The sequence below is a fragment of the Microtetraspora malaysiensis genome, from assembly GCF_001528665.1.
GTDB classification, from domain to species: domain Bacteria; phylum Actinomycetota; class Actinomycetes; order Streptosporangiales; family Streptosporangiaceae; genus Microtetraspora_A; species Microtetraspora_A malaysiensis.
In genome coordinates this window covers 114,662-131,933 of the sequence record NZ_BBYJ01000009.1, presented here as the reverse complement: position 1 = coordinate 131,933, position 17,272 = coordinate 114,662, and the positions used below count along the sequence as shown (strand labels likewise).

Genomic DNA, 17,272 nt, shown 5'->3' with positions numbered 1-17,272 from the left:
CAGTCCCGTGCTGGACTGCGCAGCAAACTACCGACCTCAGCTCAGATGTCAACCGTGCCCCCAACAGCGGAAACACCAAGTTTTCGCAGCTAGGACAGGCTGGATGTCCGGGATCGAGGCAGGACGTGTGTGCGATCTCGCTCATATTCGCACAGATCCCGGCACTCTCGCATCAGTCGGCACGTGGAACGAGGCTCTCCAGGGCGTGGGGCAGCGGCTCGGAGTGGATCACGCCGAGTCGTCGCGTCGCCCGGGTCAGCGCCACATAAAGATCGCTTGGTCCTCGCGGGGACTCCCTCAGGATCTCACCCGGCTCGACCACGATCACCGAGTCGAACTCCAGCCCCTTCGCCTCGGCGACGGTGAGCACGCACACCGGCGCGTCGAGCGCCCCCGGGCCGGGTCCGGCGACCGCGCCCGGCACCCCGGCCACCAGGGCCGCGCCCAGCTCCGCCTCGCGCGTGTGAGGCACGATCACGGCGAGCCGGCCGTCCGGGACGATCTCGCGGCGCACGAGCGGCGCGAGGCCGGTCACCGGGTCGGCGACCCTGGCCGACCAGGGCCGCTCGCCCGTCTCGCGTACCGAATCGGGGGCCTTCAGGCCGGGGCCGACCAGGCCGAGAACGTCGGCGGCCACGGCCATGATCTCGGCGGGGGTGCGGTAGTTGACCGACAACCCCGCCTCGCGCCAGCGGCCCTTGACGTACGGGTCGAGGACCCGGCCCCAGCTCGCCGCGCCGGCCGCCGACCCCGTCTGGGCGATGTCGCCCACCACGGTCATCGAGCGGGTCGGGCAGCGCCGCATCACGGCGCGCCAGGCCATCGGGGACAGCTCCTGCGCCTCGTCCACGATCACGTGCCCGAACGCCCAGGTGCGGTCCTTGGCGGCGCGTTCGGCCGTGGTCAGGTAGACGTCGTCGGCGCGTTGCCGGGCCGCGAACCGCTCCGCGTCCATGATGTCGGCCATGCCGGTCAGCTCCAGCACCTCGCGGGCGTACGCGAGCTGCTCCTCGCGCTCCTCCTCGGCGCGGCGGGCGGCGCGCAGCACGCCCTCGTCGATCTCGCCGAGCAGCTCGGCGGCCTCGTCGAGGAGCGGCGCGTCGGCCTCGCTCCACCAGTTCTCACCGGGACGCGGCGGCTCACGCAGCAGCAGGTCGCACTCGGCGGGCGCGAGACCGGCGTCGGCCATCCGCTCCTTGGAGGTGTAGAGGCCGATCAGGAGCTGCTGCGGCGTGAGGTACGGCCACAGCCGGTTGAGCGCGGTGCGCACGGGGGTCTCGGTCCGCAGGTCCTCGCGCAGGTCGGCGAAGTCGTCGTCGGCGAGCATCCCGCGGCCGAGCTGCCTGGCCGCCTGCCGGGTCAGCGTGTTGAGCAGGTGCCGGACGAACACGGCCCGCGCCTCGTTGTGCGGCCGGCGCGAGCGGACGGCGCGCGACCGGGCCGCCTCGAAGGCCTGCCGGTCGAGCTTGAGCGTGAACTTGTCCAGGCGGATCTCCACCGGCGCGGACGGCACGCGCTGCCGGTCCCGCACGGCCTTCCCGATCACGTCGGCCATCCGGATGCCGCCCTTGATCGCGGCGGCCTCCGGCGGCTCCCAGCGGGTGCCCGTGACGCCGGGGTACAGCTCGCCGACCGTGGACAGCAGCACGTCGGTCTCGCCCAGCGAGGGCAGCACGTGCTCGATGTAGCGCAGGAAGGTGAGGTTGGGGCCGAGGATGAGGACACCGCGCCGTTCCAGCCGCTCGCGGTAGGTGTAGAGGAGGTACGCGGCGCGGTGCAGGGCGACCACGGTCTTGCCGGTGCCCGGACCGCCCTGGACGACGAGGACGCCGTTCAGGTCGCCGCGGATGATCGCGTCCTGCTCCGACTGGATGGTCGCGACGATGTCGCGCATCCGGCCGGTGCGCTTCTCGCCGAGCGCGGCGAGCAGGGCCGCCTCGCCGTTGAGCGAGGCGCGGTCGGCGTCCGTCAGGCCGTCGAGGTCGAGGAGGTCGTCGTCGACGTTGGTGACGGTACGGCCCCGGGTCTGCAGGTGCCTGCGGCGGGTCACGCCCATCGGCGCGGCCGGGGTGGCGCGGTAGAACGGCTGGGCGACCGGCGCCCGCCAGTCGATCAGCATCCGCTCCTGGTCGTCGTCGGCCAGGCCGATCCGGCCGATGTACAGCCGGCCGCCGTCGGCGTTGTCGAGCCGGCCGAAGCACAGGCCGTGCTCGACCGCCCACAGCCGGGCGAGCCGCTGCGCGTACATGTCGGCGAAGGAATCGCGCTCGGAACGGTTCTGGTGGGTGCCCGACGCGCCCTGGGCGAGCACCTCGTCCAGTTGCTCGCGCGTCCGCACCCGCAGCACGTCGAGCCGCTCATAGAGAGTGGCGACGTACTTCTGTTCCCGGGCCAGCTCGCCCGCCGATGAATAAGGCATAGGCCGCCCGATTCTACGTGGCTGAGGACAGTCCCTCCATCCGGCCCCCCTCGCGGCCGTCCTGGCCGGATCCGGCCAGGTGAGAGGCAGGTTCCCGGCGTGCCGGCACGGGCCGGGACGGCGGCCGCGTCACGAGTCGGTTGCGGGGGACGCCGCCCCCTTGACGAGTTTGGAAAGTTTCCTTACTTTCTCTTCAAGTTAGTGACCTTTCCTAACTTCTTCGCTATTCCCGGAAGGACTCCCGTGAGCCAGCCGACCCCCGGCACACCCAGCCTGCTGCGCGCGATCAACGACCGCGCCGCGCTGATGGTCCTTCTCGACCGCGGCCCCCTGACCCGGCCCGAGCTCGGCGCGCTCACCGGCCTGTCCAAGCCCACGGCGTCCCAGCTCCTGGCCCGGCTCCAGGAGGCCGGCCTGGTCGTGCTCGACGGCATCCGCGAGGGCCTCCCCGGCCGTACGGCGGAGCTGTACCGGATCAACGCGGCCGCGGCCCACGTGGCGGCGCTCGACGTCACCCCGGCCCGGATCGCCGTCGCCGTCGCCGACATCACCGGGACGGTCGTGGCAGAGTACTGCCTGCCCACTCCGGGACGGGCGGGCGGCGACATCGTGGAGAAGGTGCGGGCGGCCCTGGAGGGCGCCTGCTCCGCCGTGAAGACCGACGGCGCGCCCGGGGACGGCCCCGGCGCCGACGTCGCGGTCACGGCGCTGCGGCGGGTGGTCATCGGCATCGGCGGCGCGGTGGACCCCTCGACCGGCCGCCTCGGGTACGCCGCGCACATCCCCGGCTGGCACATCCCCGACGTGGTCGGCACCCTCCGGGACGGCCTCGGCGTGCCCGTGGACGTGGAGAACGACGTCAACCTGGTCGCCCAGGCCGAGCAGGCCCGGGGCGCGGCCAGGGGGCACCAGGACTACGTCCTGCTGTGGGCGGACGAGGGCATCGGGTCGGCGCTCGTCCTCGGCGGCCGGCTGCACCGGGGGGCGACCGGCGGCGCGGGCGAGGTCGGCTACATGCCCGCCATCGGCGCGCCGACCCCCCGCGACGTCGGCAGGCGCGCCGACCACGGCTTCCAGGCCCTCGCCGGCGGCCCCGCCGTCCTGCGGATCATGCGCGCGCACGGGCTGCGCGGCGCGACGCCCGCCGCGGCCGTGCAGAACGCGGCCCGCGCGGTCGAGTCCGGCGGCCGGCTCGCCCCGGCGGCGGCGGAGGCGCTGCGCGAGCTGGCCTCGCGCCTCGCCGTCGGGCTCGCCGCCATCACGGCGGTCGTCGACCCCGAGATCGTCGTCCTCTCCGGCGGGGTGCTGCTCGCCGGAGGCGAGACGCTGCGCGACCTCATCGAGCGCGAGCTCCACACGCTCACCATCCCGCGTCCCCCGCTGCGTCTGTCCAGCGTCGAGGGCAACCCCGTCCTCGCCGGGGCGCTGGACCTCGCCCTCGACACCGCGCGGGACGAGCTCTTCGGATCGTCCGGGCGCCGGGAAGCGCCGGAGCGGGGCGGCAACCCGCTCATCCCCACCCCCCTTCGCCCATAGGAGGCGCATGTGAAACGACTGCTGGCGATCTCGGCCGTGGCCGGCCTCGCGCTGGTCACCGGCTGCACGGCGGGCACCGAGTCCCCCGGTCCCGCGCCCACGTCCGCGACGGCCGACGACCCGGTCACCATCGAGTTCTGGCACGGTTTCACTGCCGACAGCGAGCTCAAGGCGTTCGAGGACACGCTGGCCGGCTTCAAGCAGAAGTTCCCCTGGATCACGGTCAAGGCGACCAAGGCGATCCAGGACGACCAGATCCTGCAGGCGGTGCGCGGCGGCAACCCGCCGGACGTGGCCCTGTCGTTCACCACCGACAGCGTCGCCCAGTTCTGCAAGGCCGGGATCTTCCAGGACCTCAACCCGTATCTCACGGCCGGAAAGATCGACCCGGCGGCACTGTTCCCGAAGGTGATCGCCGAGTACACCCAGTACGAGGGCAAGCGGTGCGTGATGCCCATGCTCGCCGACACGTACGGGCTCTACTACAACAAGAAGCTGATGAAGGGGCAGCAACCCCCGAAGACGCTGTCCGAGCTGGCCGACCTCACCAAGAAGCTCACGGTCCGGGACGCGGACGGCACCATCAAGGTCGCCGGGTTCGTGCCGTCCAGCCAGATGTACGAGAACGCCCCGATCCACACCGGCGTCATGGTGGGCGCCACGTGGACGAACCCGGACGGCACCTCCGCGATCGGCTCCGACCCGGCGTGGAAGAGCCTCATGAAGTGGCAGAAGGACCTCACCGACTGGTTCGGCTACGACAAGCTCGAGAAGTTCCGCAAGAGCTTCGGCGACGAGTGGTCCGCCGACAACCCCTTCCAGAAGGGCAAGGTCGCCATGGCGATCGACGGCGAATGGCGCAACGCCATGATCGCCGCCGACACGCCCGACCTCGACTACGGCACCGCCCCGCTGCCGGTCGCCGACGACCAGGCCGCCCGGTACGGCGCGGGCTTCATCGCCGGCACCGTCATCGGCATCCCGCGCGGCGCCAAGCACCAGGAGGCCGCCTGGGAGCTGGTGAAGTACCTCACCACGGACACCGACGCCCTGGTCACGCTCTCCAACGCGATCAGGAACGTGCCGAGCACGCTGCCGGCGTTGCGGTCGCCGGACCTGAAGAAGGACCCGAACTTCCAGACGTTCCTCGACGTCTTCGCCAACCCGAACAGCTCCACGCTGCCCGCGCACATCAACTCGGTCTTCAACCAGCAGACCTTGCAGGAGGCCCAGATCGCCTGGGAGTCGGGCCGGAAAACCGACCTGGACGCGCTCCTCGCGGACGTGGACAAGAAGATCAACGAGAAGCTCAAGCTGACCGCGGGCGGCTGACGCCATGGCCGCCATCACCCTCGGCAACCGGCTCCGCCCGCTGGCCTACCTCTCCCCCTGGCTGATCGGGTTCGCGCTCTTCTTCGTCTATCCGCTGATCTCCACGGTGTACTTCTCGTTCCAGCGGTACGACCTGTTCACGCTGGAACCGGTCGGGCTGCTGAACTACCGGTACTTCCTGCAGGACGAGGCCGCCTGGACCTCCATCAGGAACACGCTGTGGCTCGTCGTGGTGATGGTCCCGCTGCGCGTCGTCTTCGGCCTGGGCGTCGCGCAGCTCATCACCCGGCTGAAGGCGGGCGCCGGGATCTTCCGGACGATCTTCTACCTGCCGTCGCTGGTGCCGCTCGTCGCCGGGACGCTCGGCTTCGTCTACCTGCTCAACCCGGCCACCGGCCCGGTGCAGGCGATCCTCGGCACGATCGGGGTCAGGTCCCCGGACTGGTTCGGCGACCCCGCCTGGTCGAAGTGGGGGCTCACCATGCTGGCCCTCTGGTCGGTGGGCGACCTGATGGTCATCTTCATGGCCGCGTTGCTCGACGTGCCCAAGCAGCTCTACGAGGCCGCCGCGCTCGACGGCGCGACCGGCTGGCGGCAGTTCGTCCACATCACGCTCCCGGTGATCCGTCCGGTGCTCATGTTCGCCGCCGTCACCGGGGTCATCCAGACCCTGCAGTACTTCACCCAGGCGATGGTGGCCGCGCGGGTCGCCTCCGGTGCGACCGACTCCGCCGGGTCGGTGTTCGTCCCCGGCTATCCCGACCAGTCCACCCTGACCTTCCCGGAATGGCTGTTCCATCAGGGGTTCCGCGACTTCGCGATGGGCTACGCCTGCGTCCTGGCGCTCGTCCTGTTCGCGGTGTCCATGGTGTTCACCCTGATCCTGCTGCGCCAGTTCCGCGGCTTCGGTGAGGAGGACGCATGACCGCCGCCCCCGCCGCCACCGTCCGGGAGCGGGCCGGCGCCACGCCGCCCGCGCCCGCCCGGCCCCGCCGCGGCCGGGCCGCGCTGTACTGGATCGCCAAGCACGCCATCGCCATCGCGCTGGCGATCATGTTCCTCGGTCCGCTGGTCTTCATCGCGCTCACCGCCGTGATGAGCGACCAGCAGGCGCTCACCTCGCGGTTGTGGCCGGACGCCTGGAACTGGTCCAACTTCGCGGAGATCTTCGAGAAGACGCCGCTGCTCACCTGGATCGGCAACACGATCATGTACTCGGTGCTCGCCACCGTGTTCATGCTGCTGTCGTCGATCCCCGTGGCGTACGCGCTGGCCCGGTTCAGGTTCCGGGGGCGCAGGCTGGCGTTCCTGCTGGTCATCACCACGATGATGCTGCCGCCGCAGGTCGTCGCCGTGCCCGTCTACCTCGTGTGGGCCCGGTTCCACCTCACCGGCACCCTGTGGCCGCTGATCATCCCGATGCTGCTCGGCGACGCCTTCTCGATCTTCCTGCTGCGGCAGTTCCTCGTGACGATCCCACGCGAGTACTCCGACGCGGCCCGGGTCGACGGCTGCGGCGAGTTCCGCACCCTCGTCCGGGTGATCCTGCCCATGGCGAAGCCGGCCATCGCGGCCGTCGCCCTGTTCCAGTTCTTCTACTGCTGGAACGACTACTACGGCCCCCTGCTGTACGCGGGGACCGACCTGGACAACTGGACGCTGTCGCTCGGGCTGGCCGCGTTCCGGTCGGTGCACCGCGTCCAGTGGAACCTCACCATGGCCGCGACCGTGCTGGCCATGGCACCCGTGATCGTCATCTTCTTCTTCGCCCAGAAGGTCTTCATCGAGGGCGTCAAACTGACAGGAGTGAAATGAAACTGGCCGTTGTCGGGGGCGGCTCGACGTACACGCCGGAGCTGATCGACGGGTTCGCCCGGCTACGCGACGAACTCCCGCTGTCTGAGATCGCCTTGATCGACCCGGACGAGCACCGTCTGGGGCTGGTGTCCGGGATGGCCCGGCGGATGCTGGCCCGGGCCGGCCATCCCGCCGTGGTCCGCACCGCCACGACCGTCGAGGACGGCGTCGCCGGGGCCGGGGCCGTGCTGTTCCAGCTCCGGGTCGGCGGGCAGGCCGCGCGGAACGTGGACGAGACGCTGCCGCTGCGCTGCGGCTGCGTCGGCCAGGAGACGACGGGGGCGGGCGGCCTGGCGAAGGCGCTGCGCACCGTCCCCGTGGTGCTGGACCTCGCCGAGCGGGTGCGCCGGCTCGCGCCGGACGCGTGGATCGTGGACTTCACCAACCCCGTCGGCATCGTCACCCGGGCGCTGCTCGACGCGGGCCACCGCGCGATCGGGCTGTGCAACGTGGCGATCGGGTTCCAGCGCCGCTTCGCCGCCGGCCTCGGGGTGCCCCCCGAGCGGATCTCGCTCGGCCACGTCGGGCTCAACCACCTGACCTGGGTGCGCTCCGTCCACCTCGACGGGCGCGACGTCCTCCCCCGGATTCTGGCCGAGCACGGCGACGAGATCGCCGCCGACCTCGGGCTGCCGGCCGGGCTGCTCCGCGACCTCGGCGTCGTCCCCTCCTACTATCTGCGCTACTTCTACGCCCACGACGAGGTGGTGGAGGAGCAGCGGAGCAAGCCGTCCCGGGCGGCCGAGGTCGCGGCCATGGAGTCCGCCCTGCTCGACCTGTACGCCGACCCCTCCGTGGACACCAAGCCGGAGCTGCTGGAGAAGCGGGGCGGCGCCTTCTACTCGGAGGCGGCCGTGGCGCTCATCGCGTCCCTCGTGAACGACCGGGGCGACGTCCAGGTGGTCAACACCCGCAACGGCGGCACGCTGCCGTTCCTGGACGCCGACGCGGTCGTCGAGGTGCCCGCGCGGATCACCGCCGCCGGGGCCGTGCCGCTCCCGGTCGAACCGCTCGAACCGCTGTACCGGGGGCTGGTCGCGCACGTCTCCGCGTACGAGTCGCTGGCGCTGGACGCGGCGCTGCGCGGCGGCGAACGGCGGGTGCGGGACGCCCTGCTCGCGCACCCGCTGGTCGGGCAGGCCTCCCTGTCCGACGAGCTGGCCCGGCTGCTCGTCGAGGCGGGCCGGGCGCATCTGCCGTGGGCGGTGTCCCGGTGACCGACCGCCGTCCGCGCACCGTGCTGGCGGTCGACGGGGGGAACAGCAAGACCGCCGTAGCCCTCGTCTCCGAGGACGGGTCCGTGCTCGCCACCGGCAGAGGCGCGGCGTTCCTGCCGCAGAGCGCGGGGGTGGCGGCGGCGATCGACGTGATCGGCGAGATCGTCGCCCGCACGGTCCCCGCGTACCGTCCCGGAGTTCCCGTGGCGGACCATGTCGCCGCCTACGTGGCCGGGGCCGACCTGCCGATCGAGGAGGAGCGCCTGCGCGACGAACTGCTCACGCGCGGCCACGCCCCCGACGTCGTCGTCGGCAACGACACGTTCGCCCTGCTGCGCGCCGGGGCCTCCGGCCCGTGGGGCGTGGCGGTGGTCTGCGGGGCCGGGATCAACGCCGTCGGCGTCGCCCCCTCCGGCGAGGTGGCCAGGTTCCCCGCGCTCGGCCGGCTCAGCGGCGACTGGGGCGGCGGGTACGGCCTCGGCGAGGAGGTGCTCTGGCACGCCGCGCGCGCCGAGGACGGCAGGGGGCCGGGCACCGCCCTGGTGGACGTGGTCCGCGCCGGGTTCGGCACGGCCACGGTCGAGGAGGCGGTCATCGGGCTGCACTTCGGGGAGCTGCCCGCCGAGCGGCTGCACGAGCTGGTGCCCCCGCTGCTGGCGGCGGCGCGCGGCGACGCGATCGCCCGCGGCCTGGTCGAGCGGCTGGCCGAGGAGGTGACCGTCCTCGGCGAGGTGGCGATGCGCCGCCTCGGCCTGCTGAACGAGCCGTGCGAGGTCGTCCTCGGCGGCGGGGTGCTGACCGCGGGCGACGAGCTGCTCATGTCGCTCGTCGAACGGGGCTACGCCGCGCGCGCGCCGCACGCCGTGCTGGTCGTCGCCGACGTGCCGCCGATCGTCGGGGCCGCCCTGCTCGGCCTCGACCGGTTCGGCGCCGCGCCCGAAGCCTACGAACGGGTGCGCGGGCACTTCCTCCCGGCCCAGGTCTAGATCGCCCCGGCCGGCGACGGCCTCGGGCGGGCTGAGATCATGAGTCATCCCATGGCCGCCGCCCCGAGGGCTCGGCGGCGGCCCGGGCCGCCCGGTCAGCGCTCGGCGTCGCCGCCGGCCTGGCCGGGCTCGATCTCCGGGCTGCGGTAGTCGTACGGCGTGCTCAGGACGATCGTGGTGCGGGTGCTCACGTTGGCCGAGGCGCGGATCTGCTGCAGCAGCTCCTCCAGGGCGATCGGCGAGGCCACCCGGACCTTGAGGATGTAGCTCTCGTCGCCCGCCACGCTGTGGCACGCCTCGATCGCGGCGATGTGGCTCAGCCGGATCGGCGCGTCGTCGGGCGCGGCCGGGTCGATCGGCTTGATCGAGATGAACGCGGTCAGCGGGAGGCCGATCTCGTCGTAGTCGACCAGCGCCGCGTAGCCGCGGATCACACCGCGTTTCTCCAACCGGCGCACCCGCTGGTGCACGGCCGACACCGACAGCCCCGTCTCCTTGGCCAGATCGGTGAAGCTCATCCGGCCGTCACGGGCCAGTAACGACACGATGCGGCGATCGATCTCCTCCATCCCTGACACGGTAGCGCCGGATCAAAGCGCCGGGGGCCGCCGGAAGGTGTCAGTTTGTCCTCACTCTCACCGGCCCCTCACCTGACCTTCACCTGACGGCTCTTCGGGGTGGCCTTGAGGTCCCCGCTCTGTCCGCCGTAGCGCACCTGCCACTCCCCCGACCTCGACGCGGTGAGCTTCTTGGTGAAGGAGCCGTTGTTCGTGGTCGTCGCCCTGCCGACGGGGTTCGGCGACCACGAGCCGCCCGCGGGCCTGAACCAGAACGTCACCTCCCGCGACGCGGCGGCCACCCATTCGACGCCGGGCGGCGGGTCGAGCGGGGTCTCGTGGATGAGCCGCCCCGAGTGCTTCACCAGCTTCCCGGCGGATGTGGGCGAGGGCAGCGCCGTGTAGCCGGAGAACCGCGACCGCGTCTTGGGCCCGCTGCGCATCGCCATGAAGACGGCCTCACTGCGCGTGCCCCGCAGCGGGTGCCCGCCGTCGGACCAGCGTGGCGTCCCGTAGTAGACCGCGCGCCACCAGCCCGGCTCCCACGCGTCGAGCGTCACGGCGAAGTCGCCGTCCTCTCCGGTCCACGCCTCCGCGATCTCGCTCCAGGCGAGCGCGTCCTCGGGGCGGAAGGACAGCACGACCCGGCGATCCCGCAGCCGGGACCGCTCGGCCTTCAGGAAGCCCGCGAGCGTGATCGGGGCGTCCTCCTCCACCGGGTCGGCGACCACCCGGAAGTCCACGATGGTGGCCGGATCCCTCTCCTCCGCGTCCTCGACCGAGAACTCCAGCTCGTGGACGGCCGCGCCGTACTCGATGACCGCCCGCCAGGTCCCGAGGGCGATGCCCGGGAGGAAGACGTGCTCCGCCCGCCAGCCCTCCTCGTACGGCGCCTTGTCGGAGCGGTCGAAGCCCAGCTCGGCGCGGGAGCCGTCCGGCCCCTCCAGGACGCCGCGCGGCCGCTCACCGGCCGATCCGCTGGTGACGAGGTTGATCAGGATCGGCGTCCGCGCACCCCGTTCCAGCACCACCGGGTCCGGGACGACCTCGGCGTATTCGACGGCCGCCGGGTCCCGGTCCCGGCCGTCGCCCGGTCGCCGGCCGCCCCCGGAGAGGCGGGCGAGCGTGGACGTCCAGAGAAGAAGGAGAAGTCGCAGCACGGTCAACACACCTTTCGATAGGACGCCTCGGGAATGAGGCCTCGCCATTCGTCCTCCGACAACGTCGTCCCGGCACGCGCGCAGACCGCCGCCGCGGCCCGCTCGGGATCGACGGGATAACGCTGCAGCGTTCCGTCCCCGCCCAGGCTGTAGAGATCGCGCCCGCCCGGGCCGAACGCGAGGGCCGCCACCTGCCCCGAGTGCGCCGAGTACGGCCGGCCGAGCGGCAGCCGCGCCGCCACGTCCCACAGACGCACGTCGCCGCTCGCCCCTCCGGTGGCCAGCAGGCGGCCGTCCGGGGAGAACGCCAGCGCCACCACGTCGTCGAGGCGTCCCTGGGTCGGCGCGAGACGGCCGATCCGGCGGCGGGTCGAGGCGTCCCACAGGTCCACCCCGAGCTTGCTGAACCCGGTCGCGACAGTGCGGCTGTCCGGGCTGAACGCCACCGAGCGCACGCCGTCGTCGCTGGGCCCGAAGGGCCGGTCCCAGACCCGCCCGCTCGGGAGCGCGACGAGCGCGTTGCCGAGCCCGCCCACCGCCAGGGCCGCGCCGTCCGGCCGGAACGCCATGACGTCCCCGCCCTCGTGCGCGAGGACCGCCGACTTCCTGTGCGCGGCCACGTCCCAGAGCTGCACCCGCTCGAAGCTGCCGTTCGACGGGGACACCGCGAGCGTCCGCCCGTCGGGGCTGAAGGCCAGCCCGCCCACCCAGCTCACGTCCGCGAGCGGAAGGGCGGCCAGCCGTTCCCGCCGGGCCACGTCCCACAGGGTGAGCACCGGGGGATCCTCCGCGCCCACGGCCAGCAGCCGACCGTCGGGGCTGAACGCGAGCGCCGTGGCCGCCGGGGACTCCAGGGGATCGCCGAGCCTCCGGCCCGCGGCGACGTCCCACAGCTCAAGGGAGGTCGCGGTCTGCACGGCGGCCAGGCGCGCGTCGCCGCCGAAGGCGACCGTCCGGATCTCGGAGGCGAGCCGCGGCGGCCGATCGCCGGCGTCCACGTCCAGCACCGCGACCGCTCCCCCGCCGAGGAGGTAGCTGAGGGCGCGGCCGTCCGCGCCGATCGCGGCCGACGGCATCCCGGTGGTGTCGGCCAGCGGATAGCGCAGGAGCGACACGCCCTCGGACGTCCACAGGCCGACGCTCCGCTTGTCATAGGTGACCACGAGGCGGCCATCGGCGCCGAAGGCCAGCCAGACCGCCCCCGCGCCCTCCAAACGCGTCCCGGGCCGGGCGCGGCCGGTCAGGTCCCAGAAGACGACGTCGGGCCCCGCGCTCACGGCGAGGGTCCGGCCGTCGGGATCGAAGGCGACCCAGACCGCCCGCCCTCCACCTGGGGCGCGCAGCCGCCGCCCCGTGGTCAGGTCCCACAGCTCGAAGCGGTCGCCGTCCAGCATCGGCGCCGCCAGCCGGTCGTCGTACGACACCGCTACGGCCTCGGCCCCCGAGGCGGGACGGTCGATCAGCCGGGCGCCGCCGGCCACGCCCCAGACCTGCCACCGGCCGCCGTCGGTCACCAGGGCGAGCAGCCGCCCGCTCGGGCCGAACTCCAGCCACCGCGCCGCCCCGGCGATCTCCGGCCCGGCCGGACGCCGCGCCGACAGGTCCCAGACGCGCACCGATCGCTCTCCCGCGACCGCGAGCCACCTGCCGTCCCGGCTCAGCGCGACCTCCCGAACGGCGCGGCCCACGCCGGACACCGCGCCGCGTTCCCGGCCGGCCGCCACGTCCCACAGCACCGCGCGGTCCTGGTCCACGACGGCGAGGGTCAGGCCGTCGCCGCTGAGGGCGAAGCGCGCCTCGGCCGTGACCTTCGGCGGCGCGGACACGCGGCGCTCGCGCTGGGCGAGCGAGCCGTACAGCGCGGCCCGCGCCTCGGACACCGGGGCGAGCCGCCACGCGGCGACGCTCAGCAGCATCGCCGTGGCCGGGTCGGACGACCGCAGCGAGTCGGCGCGGGCGGCCGTCTGCCGCGCGGCGGCGACGTCGCGCTGCCGGGCGGCCGCGGCCCCCTGCACGACCGCGACCACGGCCGACGCGAGCGCGAGGACGAGCAGCGCGGCGAGCGCCGCGGTGAGCTGGCGCCTGCGCCGGCCGCGCACCCGGCCGAGCGCGAGCGAGGCGTCGAGGAAGGCGCTCTCCAGCAGGTTGAGCGTGACGTGCCGGCGGCCGGTGGCGGCCCACGCCACCGCCGTCTCCAGCGCCGTCCCCTGGTAGAGGTCGCCGGGGCGGCGGCCGTGGCCGTCCCACAGCGCGGCCGCCTCGCCGAGCCGCCGGTGAAAGCGCAGGCCGTCCCGCTCCGCGTCGATCCACTCCCGCAGCCGCGGCCAGGCCCGGGGCAGAGCCGCGTTCGCGACGGACACCTCGCCACCCTCCCGCGCCACCAGGTCCATCCGGGCGAACGCGGACAGCACGCGCTCGGCGGTCTCCGCCCCCACCACGCCGTCGAGGAGATCGTCCGGACGGACCCTCCTCGGCAGGTCGTCGCCGCCCTCCCCCGGCGTGATCATGCGGAGCAGCACCCGGGGCACCAGCGCCCGATCCCCGGGGACCAGCCCGGCGTAGACCTCCTCGGCCAGCGTCGCCAGCGACGGCGGGGAGGCGCCCGCCGGGGGCCGGACCAGCTCCGCCGTACGGGTGCCCGCCGCGAGCAGCGGCGCCAGCTCGTCGCCGCCGCCGACGAGGCCGAGCAGCAGCCTGCGGGAGGACGGCCGGTCGCGCGGGTCCTTCGCCATCGCCGCGGCGACCAGGCCGCGCAGCGGCTCCTTGAGCATGGAGAGATCCGGCTCCTCGGCCAGGATCCCGTGGAAGAGCGCGGCGACGCCGTCCCCGCCGAACGGCTCACGCCCGGTCGCGGCGAACACCGTGACCGCGCCCCACGCCCAAACATCCACCTCCGGGCCCGCGCGCCGCCCGAGGACGATCTCCGGCGCCATGAACGCCGGCGTGCCCGCCATGTGTCCCGTGGTCGTGAGCGACATCTCGCGGGTCCGGGCGATCCCGAAGTCGATCACCCTCGGCCCGTCCGGGCCGATGAGCACATTGTCCGGTTTGAGGTCGCGGTGGATGACCGACGCCTGATGGATGGCCGCCAGCGCGGTCGCCACGCCGGTGGCCAGCCGGTAGAGCCGGTCCTCCTCGTACGGCCCGTCCAGCTCGACCGCCCGGCGCAGACTCGGCCCGCCCACGTACTCGCTCACGATGTGCGGCAGGGGCGCGTCGAGGTCGGCCTCGATCACCCGCGCCGTGCAGAACGGGGCGACCCGGCGCGCGGCGGCGGCCTCCTTGGCGAACCTCGCGCGCGTGCCCACCCCGTCGCCGGCGCGCAGCACCTTGACGGCCACCCGGCGGCCCGCCGCGTCGTACGCCTCGTAGACGATCCCCTGGCCGCCCTCGCCCAGCCGACCGGCGAGCCAGTACTCACCGATCCGGCGCGGGTCGCCGGGAGCCAGGGCCGCCACGCACCGATGGTGCTACGTCGGCCGCCACCGGCCAAGAGGCCGTTTCACCGAGCGGAGCGCCTGCTCCCTCGATGCGGCTCGACAACCCGAAATGCGGTTGCCGGGCCGCGGACGGATTCGCGACGCTGAGCGGCATGAAAACGCCCTACCGGCAAATCCGCGCCGCCTACGACGAGGAGGCCGTCACCGTCTACCAGGCCTACGATCCGGCGATCGCCGGCCCCGCCGTCGCGGCGGGGCGGTTCGTCCCGCCGTTCAAGCGCGAGCGCATGACGTGGATCAAGCCCTCGTTCCTCTGGATGATGTACCGCTGCGGCTGGGCCGCGAAGCCGGGGCAGACCCGCGTCCTGGCGATCGACATCTCCCGATCCGGGTTCGAGTGGGCGCTCGGGCACGCCTGCCTCAGCCACCCGGACGGCGCCGACCGGGACGCATGGGCGGAGCGGCTCCGGCGCAGCCCCGTCCGGATCCAGTGGGACCCCGAGCGGGACCCGCACCACAACGCCCTGCCGTACCGCTCCATCCAGATCGGCCTGTCCGGGGAGTCGGTCGGCCGCTACGTGGACGAGTGGATCGTGGGCATCGCCGACGTCACCGGCCGGGTCCGGGACATCCACGCGGCGGTGCGGGAGGGGCGGGACGTGACCGAGTTGCTCCCCGTCGAGCGTCCCTACCCCCTGCCCGTGTCTCTGGCACACGCCATCGGCGCCACACCGGACGCCGCCGCCTGACCGCCCACCCGGTCGTCACACGTCGTGATCGGCGGCCGGGACGAGCAAGGCCTCGGCCCCGACCGGCGTGAACCCGGCGGACAGGAAGGTCCGGACGCTCGCCGCGTTTCCGGGAGCGATCTGGGCCCACACCACCCGCCCCTCACCGAGCAGGTGCCGTCCGGCGCGGGCCAGCAGCGCGCCGAGCCCCCGGCCGCGGTGGCCGGGATCGACCTCGACCGCGATCTCCCAGCGGCCCGCCACGCCCCGGCCGAGCAGGACGATCCCGCCGTCCGCCCGCCACACCCGCACACCGTCCCGGTGCCGTACGGCATAGCGCACCCGGGGGTGGCCGGGGTCGGTGATCTCGGTGAGGGCGAGCGGGGGCGGACCCGGCAGCGGTTCCGCCACCACCAGCATGTCGATGTTGTTCACCCTGCGCCCGGTCCGCTCCTCCAGAGCGCTGAGGAACGGCGGGTTCAGCGGCGCGGACAGGTCGTCCTCCGGCAGCAGCCCGCGCGCCCACGCCGGGTCCACGTCCGCGAAGACGACGCTGTGCGCGGTGAAGGCGATCACGCCGCAGTCCCGGGCGTTCGGCTGGCCCAGGAAGCGTACGGCGCCGTCCGGCTCGGGGAAGGCGCCCTTGCCGGCGGCGTCCAGCACCTCCGCCAGCGGATGCGCCGCGCCGCTCACCGGCGCACCGCGGAATACATCATCGCCACCAGGTGCCACCCCTCCCGCCGCTAGACGATGACGAGGTCGCGGGTGCTGTGGTTCAGCCGCTCGCCCGTGGTCTCCCCACAGATCATGATGTCCTCGATCCGCGCGCCGTGGCGGCCGGGCAGGTAGATCCCGGGCTCGACCGAGAACGCGAAGCCCGGCTCCATCAGCGTGGTGTTGCCGGACACCATGTACGGGTCCTCGTGGGTCTCCAGGCCGATGCCGTGCCCGGTCCGGTGGATGAAGTACTCGCCGTAACCGGCCTCCGTGATCACGTCACGGGCGGCGGCGTCGACGGACTCGCAGGTGACGCCGGGCCGCACGTGGGCGCAGGCCGCCTCCTGGGCCTCCTTGAGCACCTCGTAGTACTTCACGAACTCCGGCGACGGCTCGCCCACGCAGTAGACCCGGGTGGAGTCCGAGCAGTAGCCGCTCGGCATCGTGCCGCCGATGTCCACCACCACGGCGTCACCCGGCTGGATGACCCGGTCGGACACCTCGTGGTGCGGGCTGGCGCCGTTCGGGCCGGAGCCGACGATCACGAAGTCGACCGTGGCGTGCCCGGCGGCGAGGATCGCCTCGGCGATGTCCTTGCCCACGACACGCTCGGTGCGCCCGGCCTTGAGGAACTGCGGCACCTGGGCGTGGACCGCGTCGATCGCGGCGCCCGCGGCCCGCAGCGCGGCGACCTCGGCGGGGGACTTACGCGCCCGCAGCGGGCCGAGCACCGACCCGCCGAGCACCTGCTCGACGCCCGGCATCGCCGCACGGAAGCGCAGCGACTGCAGAGCCCACATCCGGTCCGCGAGCCCCACCTTGGCCACGGAGCCGATCCGGTGCGCGACGTGCGCGTACGGGTCGTCCGTCTCGTCCCAGGCGACGAACTCGACGCCGAGCCGCGAGGCGGGCGAGTGCTCGGCGGCCGGCAGTTCGAGCCGCGGGACCATCATGAACGGCTCCCCGGAGACCGGGACGACCAGGCAGGTGAGCCGCTCCAGCGGCAGCGCGTCGTACCCGCTGATGTAGCGGAGGTCGGGGCCGGGCGTGAGCAGCAGCGCGTCAAGACCGGCGGCGGCGGTCGCCTCCCGGACGGCGGCGAGTCGGGACACGGGATAGAGATCAGAGGACGTCGTTGTCACGCGATCCAATCTAACGACAGACACGCGGACGGCCCACATCAGGTGCCCTCCGGGAGTGGCTCGGGAGCCGCCGGGAGAGCAGGTGACGGGCCTGGTCGGGGACCCCCTCGGGGCCACCCCCGCGGTTCGGAGAACCTCCCCCACGGTGCTACGCTGCGCCTCTAGACAGTCACTCTCTGTC

General features: G+C 73.4%; 13 protein-coding genes. 7 read left to right on the top strand and 6 right to left on the bottom strand.

Annotated features, from left to right (window positions below; genetic code table 11):
- Positions 1-172: 172 nt before the first annotated feature.
- A complete protein-coding gene (locus tag AWQ71_RS12770; protein WP_067131921.1) occupies positions 173-2,419 on the bottom strand; it encodes an ATP-binding domain-containing protein in 2,247 nt (748 codons plus the stop codon).
- Between the two features lie 243 nt (positions 2,420-2,662).
- Here AWQ71_RS12770 and AWQ71_RS12765 point away from each other — a divergent pair, with 243 nt between their 5' ends.
- Genes AWQ71_RS12765 through AWQ71_RS12740 form a run of 6 tightly spaced genes read left to right on the top strand, consistent with a single transcriptional unit; the run spans position 2,663 to position 9,347 of the window.
- Entirely contained in the window at positions 2,663-3,955 is a 1,293-nt protein-coding gene (locus AWQ71_RS12765) for an ROK family transcriptional regulator (RefSeq protein WP_067131919.1), read from the top strand.
- Positions 3,956-3,964: 9 nt separating this feature from the next.
- Positions 3,965-5,287 (top strand): extracellular solute-binding protein, encoded by a 1,323-nt coding sequence (locus AWQ71_RS12760; protein WP_067131916.1) that lies wholly within the window; start codon positions 3,965-3,967, stop codon positions 5,285-5,287.
- Between the two features lie 4 nt (positions 5,288-5,291).
- Positions 5,292-6,212 carry a carbohydrate ABC transporter permease gene (locus tag AWQ71_RS12755; protein ID WP_067131913.1) on the top strand — a complete coding sequence of 307 codons (921 nt, stop codon included), beginning with the start codon at positions 5,292-5,294 and terminating at the stop codon, positions 6,210-6,212.
- Positions 6,209-7,102, top strand: coding sequence for a carbohydrate ABC transporter permease (locus tag AWQ71_RS12750; RefSeq protein ID WP_067131910.1), 894 nt, complete (start codon positions 6,209-6,211; stop codon positions 7,100-7,102). The genes AWQ71_RS12755 and AWQ71_RS12750 overlap by 4 nt, the downstream gene beginning before the upstream one ends.
- Positions 7,099-8,361 (top strand): 6-phospho-beta-glucosidase, encoded by a 1,263-nt coding sequence (locus AWQ71_RS12745; protein ID WP_067131907.1) that lies wholly within the window; start codon positions 7,099-7,101, stop codon positions 8,359-8,361. Before AWQ71_RS12750 ends, AWQ71_RS12745 begins: the two co-directional genes overlap by 4 nt.
- A complete protein-coding gene (locus AWQ71_RS12740; RefSeq protein ID WP_157570319.1) occupies positions 8,358-9,347 on the top strand; it encodes an N-acetylglucosamine kinase in 990 nt (329 codons plus the stop codon). Before AWQ71_RS12745 ends, AWQ71_RS12740 begins: the two co-directional genes overlap by 4 nt.
- A gap of 95 nt (positions 9,348-9,442) precedes the next feature.
- On the opposite strand, the gene AWQ71_RS12735 is transcribed toward AWQ71_RS12740, so the two are convergent.
- The 3 genes from AWQ71_RS12735 to AWQ71_RS12725 all read right to left on the bottom strand — a co-directional run bounded on the left by AWQ71_RS12735 (position 9,443) and on the right by AWQ71_RS12725 (position 14,522).
- On the bottom strand, positions 9,443-9,916 hold the full coding sequence (locus tag AWQ71_RS12735) for an Lrp/AsnC family transcriptional regulator (RefSeq protein WP_067131901.1): 474 nt from the start codon (positions 9,914-9,916) through the stop codon (positions 9,443-9,445).
- Positions 9,917-9,993: 77 nt separating this feature from the next.
- Positions 9,994-11,064 (bottom strand): hypothetical protein, encoded by a 1,071-nt coding sequence (locus AWQ71_RS12730; protein ID WP_067131898.1) that lies wholly within the window; start codon positions 11,062-11,064, stop codon positions 9,994-9,996.
- 2 nt (positions 11,065-11,066) lie between these two features.
- Positions 11,067-14,522 carry a serine/threonine-protein kinase gene (locus tag AWQ71_RS12725; RefSeq protein ID WP_067131896.1) on the bottom strand — a complete coding sequence of 1,152 codons (3,456 nt, stop codon included), beginning with the start codon at positions 14,520-14,522 and terminating at the stop codon, positions 11,067-11,069.
- A 134-nt stretch (positions 14,523-14,656) separates the two neighbouring features.
- On the opposite strand from AWQ71_RS12725, the gene AWQ71_RS12720 reads away from it, so the two are divergent.
- The gene (locus AWQ71_RS12720) at positions 14,657-15,253 is read left to right on the top strand and encodes a DUF4291 domain-containing protein (RefSeq protein ID WP_067132340.1); all 597 of its coding nucleotides are present in this window, start codon (positions 14,657-14,659) and stop codon (positions 15,251-15,253) included.
- Positions 15,254-15,268: 15 nt separating this feature from the next.
- Here the strand turns inward: AWQ71_RS12720 and AWQ71_RS12715 are convergent, their stop codons facing one another.
- Positions 15,269-15,925, bottom strand: coding sequence for a GNAT family N-acetyltransferase (locus tag AWQ71_RS12715; protein WP_067131893.1), 657 nt, complete (start codon positions 15,923-15,925; stop codon positions 15,269-15,271).
- A gap of 50 nt (positions 15,926-15,975) precedes the next feature.
- Complete coding sequence (locus AWQ71_RS12710; protein WP_245658248.1) at positions 15,976-17,091, bottom strand: M24 family metallopeptidase; 1,116 nt, start codon at positions 17,089-17,091, stop codon at positions 15,976-15,978.
- Between the last annotated feature and the right edge of the window lie 181 nt (positions 17,092-17,272).